At 64.5% G+C, this 23,902-nt stretch carries 22 protein-coding genes; 5 read left to right on the top strand and 17 right to left on the bottom strand.

What is annotated here, in order from left to right; translation table 11 throughout:
- Nucleotides 1-280 precede the first annotated feature (280 nt).
- On the top strand, nt 281-898 hold the full coding sequence (locus ACSS7Z_RS13735; RefSeq protein WP_438255430.1) for a vitamin K epoxide reductase family protein: 618 nt from the start codon (nt 281-283) through the stop codon (nt 896-898).
- Nucleotides 899-969: 71 nt separating this feature from the next.
- Here the strand turns inward: ACSS7Z_RS13735 and ndk are convergent, their stop codons facing one another.
- From ndk to ACSS7Z_RS13695, 8 genes are all read right to left on the bottom strand, one after another.
- Nucleotides 970-1,386, bottom strand: coding sequence for a nucleoside-diphosphate kinase (ndk, locus tag ACSS7Z_RS13730; protein ID WP_438255429.1), 417 nt, complete (start codon nt 1,384-1,386; stop codon nt 970-972).
- A 1-nt stretch (nt 1,387) separates the two neighbouring features.
- Nucleotides 1,388-1,816 (bottom strand): DUF4233 domain-containing protein, encoded by a 429-nt coding sequence (locus ACSS7Z_RS13725; RefSeq protein WP_438255428.1) that lies wholly within the window; start codon nt 1,814-1,816, stop codon nt 1,388-1,390.
- The gene (locus ACSS7Z_RS13720; RefSeq protein ID WP_438255427.1) at nt 1,813-3,165 is read right to left on the bottom strand and encodes a bifunctional folylpolyglutamate synthase/dihydrofolate synthase; all 1,353 of its coding nucleotides are present in this window, start codon (nt 3,163-3,165) and stop codon (nt 1,813-1,815) included. The genes ACSS7Z_RS13725 and ACSS7Z_RS13720 overlap by 4 nt, the downstream gene beginning before the upstream one ends.
- Nucleotides 3,158-6,487 carry an isoleucine--tRNA ligase gene (gene ileS / locus ACSS7Z_RS13715; protein WP_438255453.1) on the bottom strand — a complete coding sequence of 1,110 codons (3,330 nt, stop codon included), beginning with the start codon at nt 6,485-6,487 and terminating at the stop codon, nt 3,158-3,160. Before ileS ends, ACSS7Z_RS13720 begins: the two co-directional genes overlap by 8 nt.
- Before the next feature lie 340 nt (nt 6,488-6,827).
- On the bottom strand, nt 6,828-7,682 hold the full coding sequence (locus tag ACSS7Z_RS13710; protein WP_438255426.1) for an endonuclease domain-containing protein: 855 nt from the start codon (nt 7,680-7,682) through the stop codon (nt 6,828-6,830).
- Nucleotides 7,683-7,865: 183 nt separating this feature from the next.
- The gene (locus ACSS7Z_RS13705; protein ID WP_438255425.1) at nt 7,866-8,393 is read right to left on the bottom strand and encodes a GNAT family N-acetyltransferase; all 528 of its coding nucleotides are present in this window, start codon (nt 8,391-8,393) and stop codon (nt 7,866-7,868) included.
- Complete coding sequence (locus ACSS7Z_RS13700) at nt 8,393-9,079, bottom strand: VOC family protein (RefSeq protein WP_438255424.1); 687 nt, start codon at nt 9,077-9,079, stop codon at nt 8,393-8,395. Before ACSS7Z_RS13700 ends, ACSS7Z_RS13705 begins: the two co-directional genes overlap by 1 nt.
- Nucleotides 9,076-9,234, bottom strand: coding sequence for a ribbon-helix-helix domain-containing protein (locus ACSS7Z_RS13695; protein WP_438255423.1), 159 nt, complete (start codon nt 9,232-9,234; stop codon nt 9,076-9,078). Before ACSS7Z_RS13695 ends, ACSS7Z_RS13700 begins: the two co-directional genes overlap by 4 nt.
- Before the next feature lie 39 nt (nt 9,235-9,273).
- On the opposite strand from ACSS7Z_RS13695, the gene ACSS7Z_RS13690 reads away from it, so the two are divergent.
- Nucleotides 9,274-9,924 (top strand): pentapeptide repeat-containing protein, encoded by a 651-nt coding sequence (locus ACSS7Z_RS13690; protein WP_438255422.1) that lies wholly within the window; start codon nt 9,274-9,276, stop codon nt 9,922-9,924.
- 14 nt (nt 9,925-9,938) lie between these two features.
- Here ACSS7Z_RS13690 and ACSS7Z_RS13685 read toward each other — a convergent pair whose 3' ends face one another.
- The 7 genes from ACSS7Z_RS13685 to ACSS7Z_RS13655 form a co-directional block, all read right to left on the bottom strand.
- Entirely contained in the window at nt 9,939-10,928 is a 990-nt protein-coding gene (locus ACSS7Z_RS13685) for an ArsA family ATPase (protein ID WP_438255421.1), read from the bottom strand.
- Nucleotides 10,919-11,203 (bottom strand): cory-CC-star protein, encoded by a 285-nt coding sequence (locus tag ACSS7Z_RS13680; RefSeq protein WP_438255420.1) that lies wholly within the window; start codon nt 11,201-11,203, stop codon nt 10,919-10,921. The genes ACSS7Z_RS13685 and ACSS7Z_RS13680 overlap by 10 nt, the downstream gene beginning before the upstream one ends.
- Nucleotides 11,204-11,206: 3 nt before the next feature.
- On the bottom strand, nt 11,207-12,934 hold the full coding sequence (locus tag ACSS7Z_RS13675; protein WP_438255419.1) for a carbon starvation CstA family protein: 1,728 nt from the start codon (nt 12,932-12,934) through the stop codon (nt 11,207-11,209).
- Nucleotides 12,935-13,020: 86 nt separating this feature from the next.
- The gene (locus ACSS7Z_RS13670) at nt 13,021-14,514 is read right to left on the bottom strand and encodes a dipeptide ABC transporter ATP-binding protein (RefSeq protein WP_438255418.1); all 1,494 of its coding nucleotides are present in this window, start codon (nt 14,512-14,514) and stop codon (nt 13,021-13,023) included.
- A complete protein-coding gene (locus ACSS7Z_RS13665) occupies nt 14,511-15,095 on the bottom strand; it encodes an ABC transporter permease (protein WP_438255417.1) in 585 nt (194 codons plus the stop codon). Before ACSS7Z_RS13665 ends, ACSS7Z_RS13670 begins: the two co-directional genes overlap by 4 nt.
- 223 nt (nt 15,096-15,318) lie before the next feature.
- Complete coding sequence (locus ACSS7Z_RS13660) at nt 15,319-16,254, bottom strand: ABC transporter permease (protein WP_438255416.1); 936 nt, start codon at nt 16,252-16,254, stop codon at nt 15,319-15,321.
- Nucleotides 16,255-16,273: 19 nt separating this feature from the next.
- On the bottom strand, nt 16,274-17,893 hold the full coding sequence (locus tag ACSS7Z_RS13655) for an ABC transporter substrate-binding protein (protein ID WP_438255415.1): 1,620 nt from the start codon (nt 17,891-17,893) through the stop codon (nt 16,274-16,276).
- Between the two features lie 167 nt (nt 17,894-18,060).
- Between ACSS7Z_RS13655 and valS the strand changes: the two genes are divergently transcribed.
- Together valS and ACSS7Z_RS13645 are read left to right on the top strand one after the other, a co-directional pair.
- Nucleotides 18,061-20,652: a valine--tRNA ligase gene (gene valS, locus ACSS7Z_RS13650; RefSeq protein WP_438255414.1), complete on the top strand. Its 2,592-nt coding sequence runs from the start codon at nt 18,061-18,063 to the stop codon at nt 20,650-20,652.
- Nucleotides 20,652-20,867, top strand: a complete 216-nt coding sequence (locus tag ACSS7Z_RS13645) for a hypothetical protein (protein ID WP_438255413.1) — start codon at nt 20,652-20,654, stop codon at nt 20,865-20,867. Before valS ends, ACSS7Z_RS13645 begins: the two co-directional genes overlap by 1 nt.
- Nucleotides 20,868-20,872: 5 nt before the next feature.
- On the opposite strand, the gene ACSS7Z_RS13640 is transcribed toward ACSS7Z_RS13645, so the two are convergent.
- Together ACSS7Z_RS13640 and ACSS7Z_RS13635 are read right to left on the bottom strand one after the other, a co-directional pair.
- Nucleotides 20,873-21,106 (bottom strand): hypothetical protein, encoded by a 234-nt coding sequence (locus ACSS7Z_RS13640; protein ID WP_438255412.1) that lies wholly within the window; start codon nt 21,104-21,106, stop codon nt 20,873-20,875.
- Nucleotides 21,103-21,723 carry an ArsR/SmtB family transcription factor gene (locus ACSS7Z_RS13635; protein WP_438255411.1) on the bottom strand — a complete coding sequence of 207 codons (621 nt, stop codon included), beginning with the start codon at nt 21,721-21,723 and terminating at the stop codon, nt 21,103-21,105. Before ACSS7Z_RS13635 ends, ACSS7Z_RS13640 begins: the two co-directional genes overlap by 4 nt.
- Before the next feature lie 95 nt (nt 21,724-21,818).
- Between ACSS7Z_RS13635 and ACSS7Z_RS13630 the strand changes: the two genes are divergently transcribed.
- Nucleotides 21,819-23,870 carry a M3 family metallopeptidase gene (locus ACSS7Z_RS13630; protein ID WP_438255410.1) on the top strand — a complete coding sequence of 684 codons (2,052 nt, stop codon included), beginning with the start codon at nt 21,819-21,821 and terminating at the stop codon, nt 23,868-23,870.
- The last annotated feature ends 32 nt before the right edge of the window (nt 23,871-23,902 follow it).

Genomic DNA, 23,902 nt, shown 5'->3' with positions numbered 1-23,902 from the left:
TCTGGCTTACTCCCTGCGCGGAACACCCGGTGCTCCGCGAATTCTCATGCGGCACCCGCAGGTTCCGCGAACTCACTAGGTTTGCGACCGGCTCGTAGCTCTGGTCGCGAGGGGCATTGGACCCCGAAGTCTGCGTCGATGCTTCGTACGGCACGCCGAGCGCATGCATCTCAGCTCATTATCGCATCATGTTGGCCAGTTCGCGGCATCCGGGGTCCACGGATGTTATTCGCGGCGCACTTCACGTCGCATCCATAGCGTTCGCTGAGATAATCCGGATATGAGCGAGCAGCGCACGCGCCCCATCTTCTACGCCGTATGGCTGATCATTGCCAGCATCATCGGCTGGTGGGCTGCTTTCCAGCTCACGATCGACAAGTTCATCCAATTGGCGAACCCGGATGCCGATCTCAGCTGCAACATCAGCACGATGATCCAGTGCGGCAAGAACCTCGACTCGTGGCAGGGCGAGGTCTTCGGTTTCGCCAATCCGATCATCGGGTTGACTGGCTGGATGGCTCCGCTGGTGGTCGGGGTGGCTGTTCTCGCCGGTGCGAAGTTCCCGCGGTGGTTCTGGGCGGCCTTCGGCGCCGGCATCACCTTCGCGTTCGTCTTCATCTGCTGGTTGATCTCGCAGAGCCTCTACGCGACCAACCTCGGCTACCTGTGCCCGTTCTGCATGCTGACCTGGTCCGTCACGATTCCGACGTTCTTGGCAACAATGGTGCACCTGTTCCGTAACGGCACCTTCACCCGTTCCGAGCGAGTGATGGCGCGCGCTGACCGCCTGATGGCCTGGGTGCCGTTGGCGACGATCCTGGCCTACGCCGTCATCATCACAATGATCCAGATGCGTGGTCTAGATCTGCTGGGCGAAGTCGTCGGCATGATCTTCTGACGCGACAGCGACCCAGAAAAAGCGCGAAGCCCGCGACCTCAGGTCGCGGGCTTCGTGCTTTTCAGCTCAGATCAGGCGAACCAGATTCCCAGCTCACGGGCTGCGGATTCTGGGCTGTCCGAGCCGTGCACGAGGTTCTGCTGCACGGCCAGGCCCCAGTCGCGACCGAAGTCGCCACGGATGGTTCCTGGCGCAGCCCCCGTCGGGTCAGTCGTGCCGGCGAGCGAGCGGAAGCCTTCGATGACACGGTTGCCTGCGAGGCGGATCGCCACGGAAGGTCCCGACATCATGAACTCCAGCAGCGGCTCGTAGAAGGGCTTGCCTTCGTGTTCTGCATAGTGGGCCGCGAGACGGTCGCGGTCGGGCTCGACGAGACGGATGTCCACGAGTGCGTAGCCCTTCGCCTCAATGCGGGCAAGGATAGATCCGGTCAGTCCGCGGGCGACGCCGTCCGGCTTGACGAGGACAAGGGTTTCTTCGGTGGCCATGTCAATCACTCTCTGTGTGAGTTTCGGTTTCAGAACTGTTCGGATTCGCGACGGCTGGACGTTGTGCATCCAACCGGGCCCCCATGATCGTCGCATATGCCCACATGCCACCAAAAACCAGCGCCGCGATCACGATGGCAGGAACGAAGATTCCCGCTAGCGCCACGATGACCTGCAGCACCCATCCGGCCCCGATGGCCCAGGGTTTGGTGATCATGCCGGCGACGACGACCATCGCCAGCGCAACGACGGCGCCACCGACGATCGCCCACCATTGCGGGATACCGTCCGGCAGAGCATTCAGGCCGAAAATCGTAAGGCCGGCGAGAATGACCACGATCGCTTCAAAGCCGAGCACCATGGGCGCGAGCTTCTGTACCAGTGTGCGCGGAGCACGCTCGGGACGAGGATCGGTTGCTGGATCAGTCATGCGTGCCACCCTGACTTCCAGTCTTCCTCGTCCGCGAGCAGCATGGCCTCACCGGCGAGCACAATGGATCCGGCGATCACCACTGCGCGGCGCTCGGACGATGCTGCCCATTCTCGAGCGGCGTCGGCAGCATCTGCGAGCGCGGGGAGCACCGTGACACGATGCCCGGTCGCCTCGACGAGATCGCCGATCAGGTCGGCGTCGCTCGCGCGCTCCGATGTCGGAGACGTCGCGAAGATGTGCGCTGCGGCCGGGGCGAGCTCAGCGATGATCCCGGCTGCATCCTTGTCGGCGAGCACACCGATGACCAGGCCCCATTCATCGAAGTCGAAGCTGTCGTCCAACGACTGAGCGAGTGCCTTCGCACCGTGCGGGTTGTGCGCTGCGTCCACGATCACCGTCGGCGCGATGCCGAGCAGCTGCAGGCGTCCAGGAGACGTCGCCCCCTGCAGACCATCTGTGATGATGTCATCGGCGATGCGCTGTGATGCGCCGCCGATCAGCGACTCGACCGCCGCGACAGCGAGAGCTGCATTGTGCCCCTGGTGCGCACCATATATGGGTAGGTATTCCTCGACATACAGGCCGGCCAGACCGCGGATCGTGATCAGCTGTCCGCCGACGGCGAGCTTCTGCTCCGCGAGACCGAACTCGTCGCCCTCGAACGCGATCGTTGCGTCCTGCTCTGTTGCGACACGGCGCAGCACAGCGGCCACGTCATCCGGTTGCTGCGCTGACACGACGGCTGCGCCCTGCTTGATGATTCCGGCCTTGACTTCGGCGATCTGGGTGATCGTACTGCCCAAGCGGTCGACGTGGTCGATGGCAATGGGCGTGAACACCGCGACATCGCCATCGGCGGTGTTGGTCGAGTCCCATGCGCCGCCCATGCCCACTTCGAGAACGAGCACATCGACCGGAGCATCCGATGCCGCGACGAAAGCGAGAACAGTGAGCAGTTCGAAGAAGGTCAGCGGCTCGTCGCCAGCTGTTTCGAGCTCAGCATCCACAATCCCGACGAAGGGTTCGATCTCGTCCCAGGCGTCAGCGATCGCGGCATCCGCAATGGGCTCGCCGTCGATCATGATGCGTTCGGTGAAGCGTTCCAGATGCGGGCTGGTGAACAGGCCGGTGCGCAGGCCGTGCGCGCGCAGGAGACTCTCGATCATGCGCGCGGTCGACGTCTTGCCGTTGGTGCCGGTTATGTGCACGACGCGGTACGTCTTCTGCGGATCATCGAGCAGCTCGAGGATGCGGGCGGTGCGCTCCTTGCGCGGTTGCACCCACCGCTCGCCGGCGCGAGCCAGCAGCGCGTCATACACAGCATCGGCGCGGTTGCGGTCAGACATTCTTCGCTCCCTCGATGTTCGTATCGATCGTCACGATGATGGCTGCCTTCTCTGATCCGAGCGTCGTGGCGCCACTGCAGAAGACTCCGTCGCCGGGGTTCGTAACGTTCTGCACCAGCTCATCAATGTCGTCGGTCGCCTGCACGGCAAATCCGATAGCGAGGGTCTCCCCCGCGATCAGCTCAGCGTGTGCCTGCAACGCCTCCGCGTTCGCCGCCGAGACGTTGAGTGCGAGCACGATACGGTCACTGACATCGAGACCGGCGTTCTTTCGCGCTTCCTGAACGACCCGGATGGCGTCACGCGCCATACCCTCGGATTCCAGCTCCGGGGTCGTCTGCGTGTCAAGCAGCACGAAGCCGCCGCTCGGGAGGATCGCGAGAGCTTCACCCTCGGGCCGGCCGGAGGTTTCCAAAGCCATCTCGTACTCGGATGGTTCCAGCGCGATGCCGTCGACGACGACCACGCCATCGCGTTCTTCCCAGAGCCCAGCACGTGCACCCCTGATGACGTGCTGCACCTGCTTACCCAGACGCGGGCCGGCCGCACGGGCATTGACGCTGAGGCGATGGCTGATGCCGTACTCGGCGGCTGCGGTGTCTGTGAGCTTCACCAGCTCAACGGATTTGACGTTGAGCTCATCGCGCAGGATGTCCTCGAACTGACCGAGCGAATCGGCAAGTGGTGAAACAACACTGAACCGGGCAAGCGGCAGGCGCACACGCAGCTTCTCTTTCTTACGTAGCGCATTGCCGACGTTGGAGAATTCGCGCACAGCATCCATCGCGCCATTGATGTCGTCGGCTGCGGGGAACGCATCAGCATCCGGCCAATCCGTCAGGTGCACACTGCGCCCACCGGTGAGCCCCTGCCAGACCTTCTCGCCGACCAGCGGAACGAGCGGCGCTGCCACCCGGCAGAGCGTCTCGAGTACCGTGTACAGCGTGTCGAAAGCCTCACGGCTCTTCGGCTCGTCGGTCACACCCACCCAGAACCGGTCGCGCGATCGGCGGATGTACCAGTTCGTGAGCACCTCGGCGAAATCACGCAGGCGAGCGGATGCCGTCGTCGAGTCCAGCCCCTCGAGATCGGATGCCACGTCCCGCACAAGATCGCCCAGGCGGGCGAGGATGTAGCGGTCAAGAACGTCGGTGGAGTCGGTGCGCCAGGTGGCCTCGTAGCCATCGCCGGACGCGTTCGCGTAGGTGACGAAGAAGTACCACGAGTTCCACAGCGGAAGCAGGAACTCCCGGACGCCCGCACGGATGCCCTCCTCCGTGACCGCGAGGTTGCCGCCGCGAAGAACGGAGCTCGACATCAGGAACCAGCGCATCGCGTCGGAGCCGTCACGGTCGAGCACCTCGGAGACGTCCGGGTAGTTGCGCAACGACTTCGACATCTTGTAGCCGTCACTGCCCAGGACGATGCCATGGCAGCTGACCCCGGTGAACGCAGGCCGGTCGAACAGCGCCGTCGAGAGCACATGCATCACGTAGAACCAGCCACGAGTCTGCCCGATGTATTCGACGATGAAGTCCGCCGGCGAATGCGAGTCGAACCACTCCTGGTTCTCGAACGGGTAGTGCACCTGCGCGTACGGCATGGATCCCGAATCGAACCACACATCGAAGACGTCCTCGATACGGCGCATCGTGCTCGCGCCGGTGGGATCGTCCGGATTCGGGCGCGTCAGGTGATCGATGTACGGACGGTGCAGGTCGATCTCGCCCTCGGGGTTGCGCGGCAGCGCTCCGAAATCGCGCTCGAGCTCTTCAAGCGAACCGTACGCGTCGACGCGCGGGTACTCCGGGTCGTCGCTCTTCCAGATCGGGATGGGCGAGCCCCAGTAGCGGCTGCGGCTGATCGACCAGTCGCGCGCACCCTCGAGCCACTTACCGAACTGGCCCTCCTTGACGTTTTCCGGCACCCAGGTGATCTGCTCGTTGTTCGCGAGCAGGTCGTCCTTGATGTCGGTGACGCGGATGAACCAGCTCGACACCGCCTTGTAGATCAGGGGGTTGCGGCAGCGCCAGCAGTGCGGGTAGCTGTGCTCGTAGCTCGCCTCACGGATCAGACGTCCGCTGTCCTTGATGAGACGGATCAACGGACGGTTGGCATCCATCCACAGTTCCCCGGCGACGTCGGTGACGTTCGGCAGGAACTTGCCACTGTCATCGAGGGACAGGATGGTCGGGATGCCCGCCTGATCGCTGAGCCGCTTGTCATCCTCACCGTAGGCCGGGGCCTGGTGGACGATACCGGTGCCATCGGTGGTTGTGACGTAGTCATCGACGAGGATCTGCCACGCGTTCTCGGTGCCGTACGTCTCAACGTCCGTGTAGTAGTCGAACAGCGGCTCGTAGCGCAGGCCACCGAGCTCGGCGCCGGTGATGGCGCGCTCGACGGCTGCGGATGCGGATGCCGCATCCTCGTAACCGAGCTCCTTCGCATAGCCGCCCAACAGGTCGACGGCGAGCAGGTAGCGTTCAGTGCCTTCGGCATGCGGCACGACCACGTAGGAGATCTCCGGACCCACGGCGAGCGCGACGTTGGTCGGAAGCGTCCACGGGGTCGTCGTCCACGCGAGGGCGCGAACGCCGGCGAGGCCCTGGGCCACAGCATCCGATCCCATCAGAGGGAAGGAGACCGTCACAGAGGGGTCCTGACGCATCTGGTAGACGTCGTCGTCCATGCGCAGCTCGTGGGCACTCAGCGGTGTCTCATCGCGCCAGCAGTAGGGCAGCACACGGTAGCCCTCGTAGGCGAGGCCCTTGTCGTACAGGGTCTTGAATGCCCACAGCACGCTCTCCATGTAACCGAGGTCGAGCGTCTTGTACCCGCGGTCGAAGTCGACCCAGCGCGCCTGACGCGTGACGTACGCCTTCCACTCCTCGGTGTAGGCAAGAACGGAGCTCTTCGCCTTCTCGTTGAAGACGTCGATACCCATGTCTTCGATCTCGGCCTTCTCGGTGAGTCCGAGTTGCTTCATCGCCTCAAGCTCGGCGGGAAGACCGTGGGTGTCCCAACCGAAGACACGGTCAACCTTCTTACCGCGCATGGTCTGGAAGCGCGGGAAGAGGTCCTTGGCGTATCCGGTCAGCAGATGACCGTAGTGCGGCAGCCCGTTAGCGAAGGGAGGGCCGTCGTAGAAGACCCACTCGTCGGCGCCGTCACGCTGGGCGATGGATGCCCGGAAGGTGTCGTCCTGCTTCCAGAAGTCGAGGATCTCCTGCTCGATCTGCGGGAACCGCGGGCTGGACGGAACGGCGGCGGGGCCGAAGGCTGAGGTGCCTGCGCTGGCCGAAGGGCGTGGGTAGGTCATCATGTCTCGCAGTGTCGTGGGCGGATGCTGCTTGCGAGGACGATCTTGTACAAAGACCGCGGTACCACCCCACGTGCTCTTCGACCCTTCGACAAACTCAGGGATCGATGAACCACTCTCACTGCGGCGATGACGGGCCTGCCCCGCTCGGTTCTAGTTGCAGTCACCTGCGTTCTTCCGAGAGCTCCCCGGTGATGGCCGGATCAAAGCGTGTGCGTCCATTGTACGCGCGGAGGGCGCTGCGCAGGAACTTCGCAGAACATCACGAATCTCGCAGGTTTGAGGCGAATCTCTGCGAGATTGAGGCGGTCCTGCGGGATGTGCGCTCGGGCTGCGCGGCTCAGGAACGTCGGGAAGCGAGATGCAGCCCCTGCGCAACAGCGCGCATGATGAGATCTTGCACCATGTGCCACTCATCCATCAGTTGGTCGTAGCTGATGCGGATCACGTGGTAACCCATGAGCTTGAGCTCCGCGTCATGCCGAATATCTTCGGAGCGCTGCTCGCCGACATGGTGTCCGCCATCGATCTGCAGCACGAGCCGGTCGCCGATCAAGGCATCGACACGATGTCCTGCAATCCAGATCTGCGTCCGAATGGGGAGCTTCAGCCAGCGCAGGCGCGGACGCAGATAGCTCTCGGTTCCGGCGTCCGCGAACGGCTGCACTTCGCTCAGCAGTCGACGAGCGGACGGACGAAGCGGGAGATTCCCCATCGACTCACGGGCAATCAGGCCGAGCTTGAGCGCCGATTCCCAGGTCGCCAGAGCCTGTTCGTACGGCTCACACTCCGCGATGATGGCAAGCACGTTCTCGATCGAATCCTCCAGCACCCCCGGTGGGCGGGGAATCAACGGCTTGGACCAGTGCACGCGGATGTGCGTCGGCTTCCCGCCTGCGCTCCCCGGGGTCGCCGCTACGTGCACGCCTGGGTTCTGGTCATGCACCCAGACTCCGAGCCGGCGGGCCTGCGTCACACAGGAGAGCACGACCCCGCGCTGCGCAGCCGAGACCAGCAGCGGCGACGCATCCGGCAGGGCCACCCACCCCTGCCTGATGCGCTGAATCGCACCGGCGGCAAGAGCAGCGTCGAAATCGGCACGACGAAACCCGAGATCGATCAGCGCGGACACTCGTGCGACACCGCCGAGGCGTGCGACTTCGAGGGAGATATCTCGACGTGCGCGTGGATGCATGAACGAGACTGTGGCACAGCATCGGGACAGCCGTGGCGCTCGATCACGTGTTCTGCGTAGAGGCCTGGGAACTCTCGATCTGTGCAGAACGAGTGGCGATCCCTCGCAGAACAACCCATAGTTCGCAGGAACCGCGGCGGATCGTGCGAAATTAGTGCGGTCCTGCGAAGTTCGTGCTGAGTCTTACCCCGGCACCAGGCCGAACACGGCGACGTCGTGGCGGACAGGGCCCACGGGCAGCGCGCTGCGCAGAGTTCCCTCGTGGGTGAAGCCCAGGCGTTCAGCCAGGCGGATGCTGCGGACATTGTGCGCGGCAGTACGAATCTCCGCGCGTTCGATGCCATCGGCGAACATGTCTGAGATCAGAGCTTGACAGGCCCGCAGGACAATCCCTTTGCCCTCGGCCTCAGCCGCGATCCAGTAGCCGAGCTCCCCCGTCCGGTAGTACCGATCCAGCTGCGCAGACACCGATCCGATCGGCCGCCCGTGCTGCAGCACCACCGTGGGGATGGCAGTACCGGCAATGAACCGCCGCAGCTGCTCGCTGTTCCAGTCGTCGTCCACCCCGTCAGGGTCGAGATTGTGTGCCCAGGGCTCCCACTGACGCAGCCGCTCGAGATTGGCCAGCGCAACCGGACGCACCGCCCGAGCCAGATCGGGTGTCCGCAAGGCCAAGGTGATCCCGTCGCCGAGGTCCCGCTCGAAGCCCATCAGCGGTGGTATCCGTGCATGTCGTCCTGAACGCCGTTGATCCAGATCTCATCGCCGCCATCAGGATCGGCAATGCGGATCGTGCGCGCAAAGGCCTCATCCACGACGGATGCTGCAAACCCGGCATCCCGCAATCGCGCAGCACGAGCATCGAGGTCTCCGCGTGCCTCGAACGAGAGTCCGATCCGTGGCTCTCCGGCGTGCAGTCCGATCGAGCCCCCATCACAGAGCATCTCGGTCCAGCCGCCGCGATCAGCGGCGATCCCGGCCCGGAAACCGAGCGCCTCGAGAATCGCACGCGGCTGGGTGAGGTCTTCCTGGAACCAGATCGGCTGCACGGCGATCTCGCCGGCACCGCGCTGCACCGCTCCCTCAGACACGGAGATCGAGACACCGGATGCCGCACGCACCACGAGCATCTCCCCCACGCCTTCCATCGTCATCGCCTCGACGTCGAATGCAGCAAGGGCGGATGCCGCAGCATCCGTGTCTTCGACGATGAGGTGGATCTCGGTCACACCCGGTCGGTGCTCGTCCGTCGCCCCGTGCACGGCGAGGACGCCGTCGGCGTGAAACTCGGCCCACTCCGGTGCCGGTGGGAAGGGGGCAACGAACCCGAGGGCCTCGGCCAGCGCCCACCAGCGCTCGGGCTGCGCGGTGTACAGGATCTGCTGTACGACGGTCATGACAGTTCCTCCAGGTATCCCCGCAGCGCTGCCTCGACGAGCCCAGACAGACTCGTGCCCTCATCGATTGCTCGGTGCTTGATCTCGCGGATCAACTCCGGAGGGAGATAGACGTTGAACTGCGCCTTCTTCTCGCCAGACCCACTTGCTTGCATGCTAGCAATTTAGCATGCAGTACCCGATAGCCTCGACCTATGGCCCGAGTAACCGATTCTCCTGCAGCTCCGCGACTCTCACCGCCCGATCTCCCGCCGCACCTCGAGCCAGCACGCCCCTCTCGCGGCGCCGACATTCTGCAGTCGGCGCTGGAACTGTCCGGTGACGTCGATCTCGCCCATTGTTCGCTCGAGCAGTGCACCATCACGGCCGACGCGAACAGCATCGATCTCACCGGAGCCACGATTCTCGACGTCGCCGCCACAGATCTGCGCGCCGCTTCCATCACGCTGCGCAATGCTGGCATCCGTCGTCTGCGCATCAGCGGCGGACGCATCGGGACCCTCGACCTCAGCGGCACGCGCATCAACGAACTCGAGATCCGCGACGTGCGCATCGATTATCTGACGCTCGGCGGTGCGAAGGCGACAGACGTCCTCATCACGGACGCGACCATCCGCACCCTCGATCTCCCCCAGGCCGAGATCTCACGCATGGCGTTCAGTGGATGCCGCAGCGAAGAGGTCGACCCACGCGGCCTGCGCGCCAAGGACGTCGATCTGCGCGGACTCGACGCTGATGTCTTCGTGGATGCCACGAGTCTGCGCGGCACGACGCTCACGACCTTTCAGATCCAGCAACTCGCCCCGGCGATCGCCGCGGGGCTGGGCATTCGGATCCTGGACTGAGCCCCCTGGCCTGATCAGTCAACGCCGACGAGCAGGTCCGCCAGGGATCCCAATGCGCCGATCCCGGTGAGCTCTCCTGGCAGGAGCGGTATCTCGACGAGTGGCATGTCGGGGAGCGTTTTCCGCACCGTCCCGAGGTGCCGATCTTCCAGAGAGCGACGCGCGCGCAGCAGTTCACCGGCGTCTGCGGGCGAACGTCGATTCGCAACCAGCGCCGCCACTGGCACCTGCAATTCGCGTAGGGCATCGACGACTTCGATCGTCTCGGCCACTGGCAACGCTTCAGCAGTGAACACAACGATGAACCCGGCAGTTGACGGATTACTGATCGCCTCTTGCAGCGCGTCAAAGCGCGCACGACGCGCCTGCAGCGTACGGCGCAACTGCGCGTCTGAATCCGCGGCCGGTTCCGCCCGCCCGGCCAATCCACGCATCGCCGCAGAGAAGCGTTCTGATCGATCTCGGTTGCGCAGGAGAGACTCGGTCCATCCGGACAGCTGACCGGGCAGTGCAAGCAGCCGGAGAGTATGACCCGATGGGGCGGTATCGAAGACCACGAGGTCGTATTCGTTGCGCGCCAGCTCCGCAGCCTCGGCGATCCGCTCCAGCACGGCGGACTCATGACTCCCCGGAGCATGCCGAGCACGATCGAGGTGTTCTCGCGCCTGTGCGTGCTGACGCTCGGGCAGCATGCGCAGCATGGTCTGCTCAACCGCTGCGAGGTGTCGCTCGACCGTGGCGTGCGGGTCGATCTCCATCCCGTCGACCGCGCCCGCCGGTACGTCGCTGTTCACGTCGAAGCGGGCCAGACGCACCGGCTGATCCCCGACCTGACACTCCCAGAGATGTCCAAGATTGTGCGCCGGGTCCGTGGAGACCACGAGCACTCTCGCACCCTCTCGCGCCCGGGCGAGGGCCACGGCCGAGGCCAGCGAAGTCTTCCCGACGCCACCTTTTCCGCCGAGGAACACCACACGTCTGTCGCGGATCAGATCTAACAGCATGCGACCTGATCCAACGGCGAGCGCGGCATCCCCATACGCCGATGCCACGCATGAAAGTCATCCGCGAGCATGGGCATCAGCTCGACGCTGTAGTACGCAGCAGGATCGGGTACACCCAGAGCCTCACCAAGAACGACCATCGTGAACAGATCGTCCTCATCGCGTCGCTCCCGAGCGAGAGCCTGCCGATAGGGGCCGGCGTAGTACTCCGCCAGCCCCGATTGGAAGGCGGCCCAGCGCCGGGACAGGCGCCGGGCCGCCTCTCTGTATGTCACAGATCAGACCTCCTCGCGAACCGCCTGCAGCTGTGCATCCTCATCCTCATGCTCGGGCGGCTCTTTCGCGGCTTTACGCATCGCGATGACCGCCTCAACAGCGACCCAGATGCTGGCGACGATGATAATGACGTCGAGCACGAACAGCAGCCAGTCCGGCTCGCCGGGGTTAGCGAACGCCGCGAGCTGCTCGATCGCCGCCCAGAACGACATCACGAACACCAGGACCAGCGGGATGAGCGCCACCAGCGGATTACGCCGCTTCCGGATGAGCATCACCGCGATGATCGACAGAGTAAGCGAGGCCATGAGCTGGTTTGTCGTACCGAACAGCGGCCAGATCCGCAGCCCTCCGTCTCCTCCGAGCCCCTGCGAGAAGGTCAACCCGAGCCCGAGCACCACAACAACGACGGTCGCCGGGAACTTCGTGATGCGAATCTTCATAGATTCGCCCATCTCCTGCACGACAAAGCGGAGCAGACGCATACCTGTATCCATAGTCGTCGCGGCAAACAACACCGCCATCGTCGCCAGCACTGTCGCGCTCAGCGACGCCGGAAGCCCGATACCGGTCTCCATAAGTTGCCCGCCACCCTGAACGAACGCCTCAACACCGCCAGCGCCGAAGGAGCTGTAAACCTCATTCCACTCAGCCACCGTGCGGAAGCCGCCGATCACTGCGAGAATCGTGCCCAGCGCGAGCAGCCCTTCGCCGACAGCTCCGAAGTATCCGACGAAGCGAGCGTCAGTCTCCTTGTCGAGTTGCTTCGAACTGGTACCCGACGACACCATGCCGTGGAAGCCAGAAATGGCTCCGCACGCGATCGTCACGAACAACAGTGGAATCATGCTCGGCGTACCTTCCGGTACCGCCATGTTGATCATCGGGGCGACGATCTCGGGCTTATCTGCGGTGAAGAGAGTTGCGATCAGCACCGCGCCATACAGGAGGATCAGTCCCACGAAAAGCTGCACGCCGTTGATGTAGTCGCGCGGCTGCAGCAGCACCCACACGGGCAGCAGCGAGGCGATCGCGCCGTAGACGAACAGCGCCACAATCCAGAACGTGGCCGGGCTCATCCCCAGCGTGCTTTCCGGCAGAACCACCGGCACCTGGTCACCGAGCACGATGAGTGCATACAGCGCGACGACACCGACGACGGTGATGGGAATCAGCGGCCAGCGCAGACGGTACACGGCGACGCCAACCAGCAGCGCCACGATGATCGCGCCCCATGTCGGAATGACCGCCGACGGCGTGCTGATCAGCAGGTTTTTGATGACCACGGCGAACGCTGCGATGACCATCAGGAGCAGCAGGAAGATGACGACGAGGAACAGGTTGGCTCCGCGTTTGCCGATGTACCGGGCAGAGAGCGCGCCGATTGAACGCCCCTTGTTCCGCGTAGAGGCCCACAGCGCGCCCAAGTCGTGCATTCCTGCGAAGAGCACCGTGCCGATGGTGACCCAGAGGAATGCGGGCAACCAGCCCCAGATGACAGCGATCGCGGGCCCGACAATGGGCGCGGCTCCCGCGACCGAGGTGAAGTGGTGCCCCCACAGAATGTATTTGTTGGTCGGAACGTAGTCGACGCCATCATTCAACTCATGCGATGGCGTCTTGAATGACGCGTCGAGCTTGAACACGCGCTTCGACAGATATTTGGAGTAGACGAAGTAACCGAAGACAAACATCGCGATGCCGATGAGCATCAACAATAGGGGAGTCATGAGACGTTTTCCTCTCCAGCAGCGACGGCTTTGTCACTGCGTGCTCTTACGCTAGCAAACCTGAGAGTTCCCTGATAGAGACGCGCTCAACGTCCGGCCGCCAGCAGCTCCCTGGTGAACGGATGCTGCGGTGCGGCGAACACGTCCGCCACCGGCCCCTGTTCGACGATCGCCCCGTCGAGCATGACGAGAACGTCATCGGCAACGGCCACGACGACATCAAGATCGTGCGAGATCAGCACCATTGAGAGCCCTCGTTCGCTCTGAAGCCGTTTCAACATCTGCAGCACCTTCTCGCGTACTGACGGATCCAGCGCCGAGACCGGTTCGTCAAGGATCAGCACGTCGGGCTCTGCGGCGAGCGCACGGGCGATAGCCGCTCGCTGGCGTTGTCCTCCAGACAGCTGCGCCGGTCGGCGACGCGCGAGATCCGCCGAGAGATCCACCTCGGCCATCAGCTGTGCGACGCGCGCCTTCCGTGCGTTACGCGCAACGCCGCCCGCAGCCAGTGCTTCACGCAACGAGCGGCCGATGCTCCAGCGCGGGTCGAATGCGCCGAGCGGATTCTGATGCACAAGCTGCACCCGGCTCCTGCCGCGCCAACGAATGCTGCCGGCATCCGGGGTCTCGACTCCGACGAGCATGCGGGCGAGTGTGGTCTTTCCTGATCCCGACTCCCCCACGATCCCCAGCGTCTGACCCTCGAGCAGAGTGAAAGATGCATTCGCCACGGCCGTCCTGCCAGCGAAGCTCTTCGACAGTTCGACGGCGCCCAGCACCGCGGTACCGAGTCCGAAACGATCCTCCGACCGCGGCTCATGCCGGCTGGCTGCGATCAGCATGCGGGTGTAGTCCTCGCGAGGCGCATCGAGCACCTCAGTGACGAGTCCCTGCTCGATCACACGCCCTGCTCGCATCACAAGTACGCGATCAGCGACGCGCCGAACCGCGGCGAAGTCATGACTGATAAAGACGACGGCGGTGCCAGCATCTACGATCTGGCGCATCAGCGTCAGCAAGCGCGCCTGCACAGTCGTGTCCAGCGCCGTCGTCGGTTCATCGGCGATCAGGACGGCGGGGCCTGCGGCGAGCGCTGAGGCGATGAGCGCCCGCTGACGCAGACCGCCGCTGAGCTGGTGAGGATACTCCCGTGCACGCACCTGAGGGAACGGCATGGCAACAGATTCAAGCAGTTCGACTGACCGATCACGACGCTGGGAGCGGGTCAGGTCGGTATGTATGGCCAGGGGCTCGGCCACCTCGGCCCCGATTCGGCGCAGCGGGTCCAATGAGACCAGGGCGTCCTGGGAGACCAGCCCGATGCGGTTGCCGCGCAGCGCGCGCCACTCGCGATCGCTGTGCCGCCGAGCATCCACGCCATCGACAGTGAGCGTGTGAGCGGAGACGCGAGCGGTATCGGGAGCCAAGCCCAGCAGCGCGGCCGCGGTCAGCGACTTCCCGGCCCCCGATTCGCCGACGATGGCGAGGCATTCGCCGGGAGCGACGGTGAACGAGACACCGTCGACGAGTAGCGCCCCGCCGATGGAGATCGACAGTTCCTGCACATCGAGGGCCCTCATATGCGCCTCCCTTCGGCCCGCGCCCGCAGCGTGCGGCCGACGACGGTCGCCGATATGACCGTCAGCGTGATCGCGAGTCCGGGGAAGAGGGCGATCCACCAGGCTTGCGCGAGGACGTTGCGCCCGCCGGAGAGCATCAGGCCCCATTCCGGGACCGGCTCGATCGGACCGAGACCGAGAAAGCTGAGGCCTGCGGCGGCCAGGATGCTGGAGCCGACCCCGATCGTGGCCAGCACGCTGAGTGCACCCAGCACGCCGGGGATCACGTGCCTGGTGAAAGCCGGCACGGGCGGCACACCGAGGATGCGCGCCGCTTCCACGTGCTCGGCACGCACGAGGATGCGCGTCTGCACCCGCGCCAGTCGCAGGTACACCGGGATCGCGGCGATCGTCACGGCGATCGCGATGTTGACCGGTCCGGGTCCGAGGACGGCGACGACCACGAGGGCTACGAGAAATTCCGGAAACGCCATCCAAACGTCCGCGACCCGCATGAGAACAGCATCCACTGCCCGCGGAGCGATCCCACTGAGCGCACCGATGATCAACCCGACGACCAGGGCGAGGGCTGTGGCAAGCAAGCCGATCCCGACGGAGCGCCCCGCTGCGTAGACAACGCGGGAAAAGACATCGCGTCCGCTCTGGTCGGTTCCAAACAGGTGGGCGGCGCTCGGCGCTTCGAGGGCGGCCCGTACGTCGGTGCGCAGCGGGTCGTGCGTGCGATCAATTGGGGCATCAGCGCCATCACCGCCACCACGGCAAGAACGAGCAGGGCCGCGCCGAGCAGGATGCGTCGCGACGCCGTCATACGCTCACCTGCCGTCGCTGACGCGGATCCAGCACGGGCTGCAGCAGTTCGACGAGGAGATTCACAACGACGAACACGACGGCACTGAACAGGATGATCCCGGTGATCACCGGAAGATCACGATCGGAGATCGCCGCGAGGGTCACCCGGCCGAGCCCTGGTCTCGCGAACACCGTCTCGACCAGCACAGCGCCGCCGAGCAGCGATCCGATCAGATAGGCCGTGAGTGTCAGAGCGCCCGCTGCCCCGTGCCGGAGGGTGTGGTGCATTGTCAGCCGGGTGTACCCGGCGCCGCGTGCGCGCACCGTGGTCGCGAACGGCTGGCGTTCAGCCGCCTCGATGCCATCGCGGAGCACTTGGCCAAGGAGAGCTGAGACCGGAAGAGCGAGCGTCACCGCCGGTAGCACGATGGTCGCCGGATTGCGGGTTCCGGCGACCGGGAACCAGCCGAGACCGAAGGCGAACACGCTGAGCAGAATGAGGCCGATCCAGAACACCGGCGATGACAGCACAATCAGCTCGATCCCTGCGATCACGGTCCGCGAGATCTGCCCGTGAAACAGCAGCGTCCCGCAGAGCGCGAGAATCACAGCGATGACCAGGGCCAGTGCGGTCAACTGCACGGTGGAGCCGAGCTGGCGGCCGATCACCTCGGTCACCGGCATCCGCAACTGGTAAGACTCTCCGAGGTCGCCGCGCACGAGCTGCCCGAGATAGCTCAGGTACTGCTCCCCCGGCGGGCGATCCAAACCGAGCTGAGTGCGAATACCGTCCTTGACTGCGTCACTGACCTGGGCCTGCGGCCCGAGCATCACCGAAACCGGATCGCCGGGGATGACTCGGAATGCGAGGAATGCGACGGTCGCCGCGCCCCACAAGACGACGATGACGGATGCCGCGAGCTCCGCAATCCGCGTCAGGGTGGCTCTCACCGTTCCCCCTCCGCCGAGATCAGCTGACCGTCGCCGCGTAGAACAGCGGCCGTCCGTACAGATCGTAGGCCAGGCCGTCGACGCTGTCGTTCACTGCGGTGATCAGCGACGGACTGTACAGCGGAACAATCGCGGTGTACTTGGCGTTCCACTGCTGCAGCTGCTGGTATATCGCGGTGCGCTCTTCCGTGTCGGTGGTCGCGATGCCCTGCTCTAGCAGAGCATCCACGTCCGCGTTCGACACCTGTGACGCGTTCTGGAAGCCATCGGTGTGCAGGTGGCTGCGCAGCAGGTCGCCGTCGACTCCGGAGAAGCCCCAGTCCGTCAGGTCGAAAGTCTTCGGCCCGTACTGCTCGTTGTACGCGCCCGGCTCGAGGACCTCGCGCACGACCTCGAAGCCGATGTCGGCGAGGTCGGACTGAATCGCATTGCCGAGAGCCGCCTTGTCATCGGGAACCGGCGTCCACGCGATCCAGCGCACTGACAAGCGCTCGCCGTCTTTCATCCGGATGTCGTCGGCATCGCGCTCGGTCCACCCGGCGTCGTCGAGCAGCTGATTCGCCGCATCCTGGTCGAACGGCCAACTGCCCTCGAGGGAGGCGTCATAGCCTGGCGTGGTCGAGCCGAGGATGCTCCAGGCCCGCGGGAACTGGCCGAAGAAGATCTCCTCCACTGCTGCGTCGATGTCAATGCCACGCGCAAACGCCTGCCGCACCTTCTGATCTGCGAACACCCCGTACTTCTCATTGAGGTACAGCGAGTACGGCAGGCCGGGGTACTCAAGAGACTCGACAGTCAGCGTGTCGGGAAGCGTGGCGGCGAGGTTCGGCGGCAGATTGCTGGCGAGGTCTGCCTCCCCGCTCTCCACGACTCCGGCACGCACTGAGGCCTCAGGCAGAATCTCCACGCGCAGGGTCTCGAACTTCGCAGCCTCTGCACCATCAGGGCCCCACGCATAGTCGGGGTTGCGGGTGTAGACGAGCTCTTGATCGGGCGTGTACGCGGTGAGCTCGAAGGGACCGGTACCCACCGTCACGTCGGGTCCGCCGGCCTTTAGCTGATCGGCAGAACTTTCCAGTACAGCTGGCGAGTAGAACCCGAGCTGCGCGGTGCTCGCAGCCTGCAGGAACGGCGAGTACGGCTGAGTGAAGTTCACCTCCACGGTGAACTCGTCGATGACTTCGGTGCCCGCGTAGAAGTCAGCGCCAAGCATGCTGGCGGCCTGCGCGGATGCCGTCTCCGGATCGACGATGCGGTCGAAGTTCGCTTTGACCGCATCGGCGTTGAAGGGCTCACCATCATGGAAGGTGACATCGTCGCGGAGCTCGAAGGTGTAGCTGGTGGCATCCTCGGAGACCGTCCAGTCCGCAGCGAGCCACGGTGAGAATGACCCATCAGCCTGCTGGGAGACCAGAGAATCCAGGACGACCCGCTGCACCATGCCAGACACGTCGAGCTGACTGGTCTGCGGGTCCATGTGACCGGCCGAGAGATTCGCTCCCTCGATGGCCCAGACGACCTCGCGGTTCGAAGCCGCTGGCGGATCGTTCACCGTGCCCGTGCAGGCACTGAGGGCGAGTGCGGCAGCAGCGGCGAGCGCGGTGATGGGCAGAATACGACGCACGAGTGGAGTGGGCATGCGGGTCCTCAGAAAAGGTGAAGGGGTCGACCCAGTCTACTCGCAATTGTTGGACTCGGTCGAACTAGCCCCCGCTCCACCGCGCTCACTCTTCGTTAGACTGGTCAGCACATTCCACACTCAGGCACGCTCACACAGTGCCGCATACATCGCGCAAGGAGACCTTCATGGCCGCGTCCACTCAGAATCAGATCCCTGAAAAGCCCGTCCTCGAAGGTCTCGAAGCGAAGTGGGACGGCACCTGGTCCGCGCAGGGCACTTATCTGTTCGATCGCGTCCGCGCAGCAGAGCTCGGTCGCGAGGGCGTTTACTCGATCGATACACCTCCGCCGACGGCATCCGGTTCTCTGCACATCGGACACGTGTTCTCGTACACGCACACCGATGTGAAGGCGCGCTACGAGCGCATGCGCGGCAAGAGCGTCTTCTACCCCATCGGGTGGGACGACAACGGCCTGCCCACCGAGCGCCGCGTGCAGAACTTCTACGGAGTGCGCGTCGATCCGACCCTCCCCTACGACTCCGATTTCACTCCTCCGTTCGAGGGCAATGCGAAGAGCCTGAAGGCCGCCGACCAGCAGCCCATCAGCCGCCGCAACTTCATCGAACTGTGCGAGCGCCTCACGATCGAAGACGAGAAACAGTTCGAAGAGGTCTTCCGCCAGCTTGGCCTCAGCGTCGACTGGACCCAGACATACCGCACGATCTCAGATGAGACGATGCGCCAGAGCCAGCTCGGCTTCATCCGCAACCATGAGCGCGGCGAGGCATACCAGGCGCTCGCCCCGACGCTGTGGGACGTCGACTTCCGCTCCGCCATCGCACAGGCGGAGCTCGAAGATCGCGAACAGCAGGCCGCCTTCCACCGACTCGCCTTCCACAAGACCGACGGCACCGGCGACATCCACATCGAAACCACCCGCCCCGAGCTTCTCGCGGCATGTGTCGCGCTCGTGGCGCACCCGGATGATGAGCGTTACCAGTCGTACTTCGGCCAGACCGTGCGCACCCCGCTGTTCGATGTCGAGGTTCCGGTGCTCGCGCATCATCTCGCCCAGCAGGACAAGGGGTCCGGCATCGCGATGGTCTGCACCTTCGGTGATGTGACCGACATGATCTGGTGGCGCGAGCTCGACCTGCCGATCCGTGCGATTCTGGGTCTGGACGGCCGCGTGATCGCCGATGCTCCGGAGGCGATCGTTTCGGATGCCGGCAAGAGCGCCTATGCCGAATTGGCAGGCAAGACCGTCTTCAGCGCCAAGAAGCGCATCGCCGAACTGCTCGAGGAGTCCGGCGAGCTGCTGGAGGTCTCCAAGCCCTTCAACCACGCCGTGAAGTTCTTCGAGAAGGGCGACCGCCCGCTGGAGATCGTGTCGACGCGTCAGTGGTACATCCGCAACGGCGCCCGCGACGAGAAACTGCGCGAGCAGCTCATCGACCACGGACGCCAGATGCAGTGGCACCCGGACTTCATGCGCGTGCGCTACGAGAACTGGGTCGGCGGTCTCACCGGCGACTGGCTCGTTTCTCGCCAACGCTTCTTCGGTGTGCCGCTGCCGGTCTGGTACGGCCTGGACGCGAACGGTGACCGCGACTACGACCGCGTCATCATGGCTTCCGCCGAGCAGTTGCCGGTTGACCCGACCGTGGATGTGCCGGTCGGTTACGCCGAGGATCAGCGCGGCCAGGCCCTCGGCTTCGAGGCCGAGGTCGACATCCTTGACACCTGGGCCACCTCGTCTCTGACGCCGCAGCTGGCGGGCGGATGGCAGCGCGATGAGGAACTGTGGAACCTGGTTGCACCCTTCGACGTGCGCCCGCAGGGACAGGACATCATCCGCACGTGGCTGTTCTCGACGATGCTGCGCTCGACGCTGGAAGACCAGCGCTCGCCGTGGCAGCACGCGTCGATCTCCGGCTTCATCGTCGACCCCGACCGCAAGAAGATGTCGAAGTCCAAGGGCAATGTGGTCACCCCGGCCGACATTCTCGAGAAGCATGGATCGGATGCTGTTCGCTACTGGGCGGCCTCCAGCCGCCTCGGTGTGGATGCCGCCTTCGACCCGCAGAACCCGACGCAGATGAAGATCGGTCGCCGCCTGGCGATCAAGATCTTGAACGCGGCGAAGTTCGTCCTGTCGTTCCCGGTTCCCGAAGGTGCCGAGGTCACGCACGCTCTGGATGCTTCGATGCTCGCCACGCTCGATGGTGTCGTCGCCGAAGCCACCAAGGCGTTCGACGCGTTCGATCACGCCCGCGCACTGGAGATCACTGAGTCGTTCTTCTGGACGTTCTGCGACGACTACCTCGAGCTGGTCAAGGAGCGCGCCTACGATCAGACCGACGTCGGACAGCCCTCAGCTGCGCTCGCACTGCGGATCGCCCTGTCGACGCTGCTGCGGCTGCTCGCCCCCGTCGCGTCCTTTGCGACGGAAGAGGCCTGGTCCTGGTTCGAGGAGGGCTCGATCCACACCGCTGCCTGGCCGACCAGTGGTGACCTTGCCGGCGGCGACGCATCCGTGCTCACCGCCGCCAGCGCCGCTCTCATCGGCATCCGTCGGGCCAAGACCGAGGCGAAGGCCTCGCAGAAGACGCCGGTATCACGCGCCGTGATCGTCGCCCCCGCCGAGACCCTCGAGTCCATTCGCGCGGCCGCAGATGATCTCCGGGCCGTTGGCCGCATCGCCGAGTTGGAATTCGTCGAGGGCGCTGAACTCGCTGTCACCGAGATCGAGCTGGTTCCTGTGGAGGAGAGCTGATGCAGCTGGGTACGCGTTGGGCGGCGGGATCGGATGCTCCGGCATCCGTCCCCGCTGTCCTGCGTCCAGCGATCACTGAAGTGGAGGCCCGCGGTCTCGCCGGGCACTGGACGCTCACCTGGCTCGAGGGCCGTCCGATTGCAGAGTTGGATGCCGGGTGGGAGGTCTTCGTGACCGCCACCGGCGAGGTGATTGCGCGTGAGTTCGAGGACTGACGACCTCAGCGCAGTGGCAGGCCCATGTGCAACAGGGCATGGTCAGTGGCGCGCGGATCAGGCTTGCGAGTCTGTTCCGCTTTGATCGCTGCGAGCATCGCCTCTCGCCGATCCTGTCGACGCTCTACTCTGCGGGTTGCCCAACGCGTCATCGCATCGGCCAGCCTGATGGAGCCCCGCTCGAGAGCGTTCGCTCCGCGCGGCACGGGAGATGTACGGGTGACTGCGACAGCGCTCATGATGCGGACTCCTTGTTCGTCGTATGACTCTTCAGTGGGAAGACGTCGGCTCGAACACTGACCCGCCGCACACCCTCGCCCTTCTGATCCCGATACTGTTCAGCAGCCTCGTCGATGAGCGCCTCGATCTTCTTCGTGAGTTCGATGGTCTGCTCTGCGGTCATGCTGATCCCGCTGGTCATCGAGGTGCTGGCACCCCTCCATTCGACCGGCTCTTTATCAATGCGCCCGGTGAAGAACTCCATGAGCTCGTCATGCCGGCGGCGATGCACCTCTGCGACCGCGACCTGGAGTGCGGCTTCCCCCGAGGGTGAGCCCTGCACCGCGCGGGAGTCGTAGACGATCCCGCCCACCGGCCGCTCCCACCAGCGCTCTCGGCCTGCCCTGACACCGTCGACCTCACGGATCAGGTCGTGGCTGGCCAGCGACCGCAGGTGGTAGCTGGTCGCACCGGACGACTCCCCCAGTATTTCAGCGAGCGTGCTGGCGGTCTGCGGTCCCTCATTCGCGAGGATGTCGAAGATCCGCACCCGCAGCGGGTGCGACAGTGCCCTGAGTGCACCAGCATCCAGAACGCGACGTTCTGCTGCAGCGGGGGTCTTCTTTGCTTCGCTCATAATGCAAAGATATCCTTGCAAGGCTTTCTTTGCAAGCTTTATTTTGCAATCGTTTCTTTGCACGACACCATGCGCGCGCGTCGTAGGCTCGTTTTATGACCGATGCCGCGAACCCGCTCCTGACGCCGTCCGCTCTCCCCTATGCACTTCCGGACTATGCCGCGATTCGCCCCGAGCACTATCTCCCCGCTTTCCAGGCCGCGTTCGAAGAGCACCTCAATGAGATCGCCGCGATCACCCGCGTGCGATCGATGCCCACATTCGAGAACACAATGATCCCGCTCGAGCAGGCGGGAGCCCTGCTCGAGGCCGTTGCACACGCCTTCTACACGGTGAGCTCCGCGGACGCTACCGACGAGATCCAGGCGATCGACGAAGAGTTGGCGCCCCTGATGGCCGCTCATGAAGACGCCATCCGGCTTGACGCTCAGCTGTACTGGCGTGTGAAGAACATGTACGAGCAGCTCGATCAGCTCGACCTCGATGGCGAGAGCCGATACCTCGTGGAGCGGCACTACCGTGAGATGACGCACGCTGGCGCTGGACTGGATGAAGCCGCAAAGGCCCAGCTGACCGCGCTGAACCAGAAGCTGTCGATGCTGACGACGATGTTCGAGAAGAATCTGCTGGCCGATACCAACGACCTGGCTGTGCTCTTCGAGAGCGCGGAGGAGCTGGACGGCCTTTCCGAAAGCGAGCTGTCCGCGGCATCTCGGGCAGCGAGCGAACGCGGCGCTGATGGCGGCTACCTGATCTCGCTGCCGCTATTCACCGGGCATCCGTATCTCGCTTCGCTGACGAACCGCGAGAGCCGCAGACGGATCATGGCCGCATCGCGCTCGCGCGCCACGCGCAACAATGCCAACGGCAACCAGGCCACCCTCACGGAGATCGTCGCCGTGCGCGCAGATAGAGCTCAGCTGCTCGGATATTCCTCGCACGCCGCCTACGTCACCGCTGATGAGACAGCTGGCACACCGGAGGCCGTGTCGGAACTGCTGCACCGGCTGGCCCCTGCCGCGGCAGCCAACGCTCGCACTGAGCAGGCTGCCCTGCAGGCGATCATCGACGAGACAGAAACCGATCCTTTCACCCTTGAGGCGCACGACTGGGCGTTTTATACCGAGAAGGTGCGCACCACAAAGTACGACATCGATACGGCCGCGCTGCGGTCCTGGTTCGAGGCGGAGCGCGTCCTGCAGGACGGCGTGTTCTTCGCCGCAACGCAGTTGTACGGCGTGACGTTCGTCGAACGCGACGATCTTGTCGCGTACCATCCGGGTGCGCGGGTATTCGAGGTGCACAATGCCGGCGGCAGCGCGCTGGGGCTCTACATTCTCGATCTCTACACCCGGGACTCCAAGCGCGGCGGTGCGTGGATGAACCCGATTGTCAGCCAATCCGCGCTGCGCGGCACAGCGCCCGTCGTCGTGAACAACCTCAACGTGTCACAGCCGGGAGATGGGCAGCCGACGCTGCTGACGCTCGATGAGGTGACGACGCTGTTCCACGAATTCGGGCATGCGCTGCATGGGCTATTCGCGACAGTCAACTACCCGCATTTCGCGGGCACCAATGTGTTCCGTGATTTCGTGGAGTTCCCCAGCCAGGTCAACGAGATGTGGATCCTGTGGTCGGAAGTGCTCGACAACTATGCGCGGCATTTCGAAACCGGCGAGGCTCTGGATGCTGCGGTCGTCGAGCGGCTGCGCGCGACAGAGACCTTCAACCAGGGGCACGACACGAGTGAATATCTCGCCGCTGCCTGGCTCGATCAGGCCTGGCATCGGCTCGCGGCTGACGAGTCGGTTTCGGATGTCGCGGCATTCGAGGCGGCAGCGCTTGCTGAGATCGGGCTAGACAATCCGGTCGTCCCCACCCGCTACTCCTCGACGTACTTCGCGCACATCTTCTCGGGCGGGTACAGCGCGGGTTACTACTCCTACATCTGGAGCGAGGTACTCGACGCCGACACCGTGGAGTGGTTCCGTGAGAATGGCGGGCTCACCCGCGAGAACGGCGACCGTTTCCGCGCAAGGCTGCTCGGTGTCGGCGGCTCAAAGGATCCGCTGGATGCATACCGTGACTTCCGCGGCCGCGACGCCGATATCGCGCCGCTGCTGAAACGCCGCGGGCTGGACGGGTGACACAGATCGACGCGATCCCCTAGCGCTCTCGC

It is taken from the genome of Microbacterium wangyouchuni, from assembly GCF_051546305.1.
GTDB lineage: Bacteria > Actinomycetota > Actinomycetes > Actinomycetales > Microbacteriaceae > Microbacterium.
This window is presented reverse-complemented; position numbering and strand designations above follow the sequence as displayed.

What these genes read in the sequence shown, in the direction of transcription:
- ACSS7Z_RS13735 (WP_438255430.1), top strand. Translation starts at nt 281, where the DNA reads ATGAGCGAGCAGCGCACGCGCCCCATCTTCTACGCCGTATGGCTGATC.
- ndk (WP_438255429.1), bottom strand. Translation starts at nt 1,386, where the DNA reads ATGGCCACCGAAGAAACCCTTGTCCTCGTCAAGCCGGACGGCGTCGCC.
- ACSS7Z_RS13725 (WP_438255428.1), bottom strand. Translation starts at nt 1,816, where the DNA reads ATGACTGATCCAGCAACCGATCCTCGTCCCGAGCGTGCTCCGCGCACA.
- ACSS7Z_RS13720 (WP_438255427.1), bottom strand. Translation starts at nt 3,165, where the DNA reads ATGTCTGACCGCAACCGCGCCGATGCTGTGTATGACGCGCTGCTGGCT.
- ileS (WP_438255453.1), bottom strand. Translation starts at nt 6,487, where the DNA reads ATGACCTACCCACGCCCTTCGGCCAGCGCAGGCACCTCAGCCTTCGGC.
- ACSS7Z_RS13710 (WP_438255426.1), bottom strand. Translation starts at nt 7,682, where the DNA reads ATGCATCCACGCGCACGTCGAGATATCTCCCTCGAAGTCGCACGCCTC.
- ACSS7Z_RS13705 (WP_438255425.1), bottom strand. Translation starts at nt 8,393, where the DNA reads ATGGGCTTCGAGCGGGACCTCGGCGACGGGATCACCTTGGCCTTGCGG.
- ACSS7Z_RS13700 (WP_438255424.1), bottom strand. Translation starts at nt 9,079, where the DNA reads ATGACCGTCGTACAGCAGATCCTGTACACCGCGCAGCCCGAGCGCTGG.
- ACSS7Z_RS13695 (WP_438255423.1), bottom strand. Translation starts at nt 9,234, where the DNA reads ATGCAAGCAAGTGGGTCTGGCGAGAAGAAGGCGCAGTTCAACGTCTAT.
- ACSS7Z_RS13690 (WP_438255422.1), top strand. Translation starts at nt 9,274, where the DNA reads ATGGCCCGAGTAACCGATTCTCCTGCAGCTCCGCGACTCTCACCGCCC.
- ACSS7Z_RS13685 (WP_438255421.1), bottom strand. Translation starts at nt 10,928, where the DNA reads ATGCTGTTAGATCTGATCCGCGACAGACGTGTGGTGTTCCTCGGCGGA.
- ACSS7Z_RS13675 (WP_438255419.1), bottom strand. Translation starts at nt 12,934, where the DNA reads ATGACTCCCCTATTGTTGATGCTCATCGGCATCGCGATGTTTGTCTTC.
- ACSS7Z_RS13670 (WP_438255418.1), bottom strand. Translation starts at nt 14,514, where the DNA reads ATGAGGGCCCTCGATGTGCAGGAACTGTCGATCTCCATCGGCGGGGCG.
- ACSS7Z_RS13655 (WP_438255415.1), bottom strand. Translation starts at nt 17,893, where the DNA reads ATGCCCACTCCACTCGTGCGTCGTATTCTGCCCATCACCGCGCTCGCC.
- valS (WP_438255414.1), top strand. Translation starts at nt 18,061, where the DNA reads ATGGCCGCGTCCACTCAGAATCAGATCCCTGAAAAGCCCGTCCTCGAA.
- ACSS7Z_RS13645 (WP_438255413.1), top strand. Translation starts at nt 20,652, where the DNA reads ATGCAGCTGGGTACGCGTTGGGCGGCGGGATCGGATGCTCCGGCATCC.
- ACSS7Z_RS13640 (WP_438255412.1), bottom strand. Translation starts at nt 21,106, where the DNA reads ATGAGCGCTGTCGCAGTCACCCGTACATCTCCCGTGCCGCGCGGAGCG.
- ACSS7Z_RS13635 (WP_438255411.1), bottom strand. Translation starts at nt 21,723, where the DNA reads ATGAGCGAAGCAAAGAAGACCCCCGCTGCAGCAGAACGTCGCGTTCTG.
- ACSS7Z_RS13630 (WP_438255410.1), top strand. Translation starts at nt 21,819, where the DNA reads ATGACCGATGCCGCGAACCCGCTCCTGACGCCGTCCGCTCTCCCCTAT.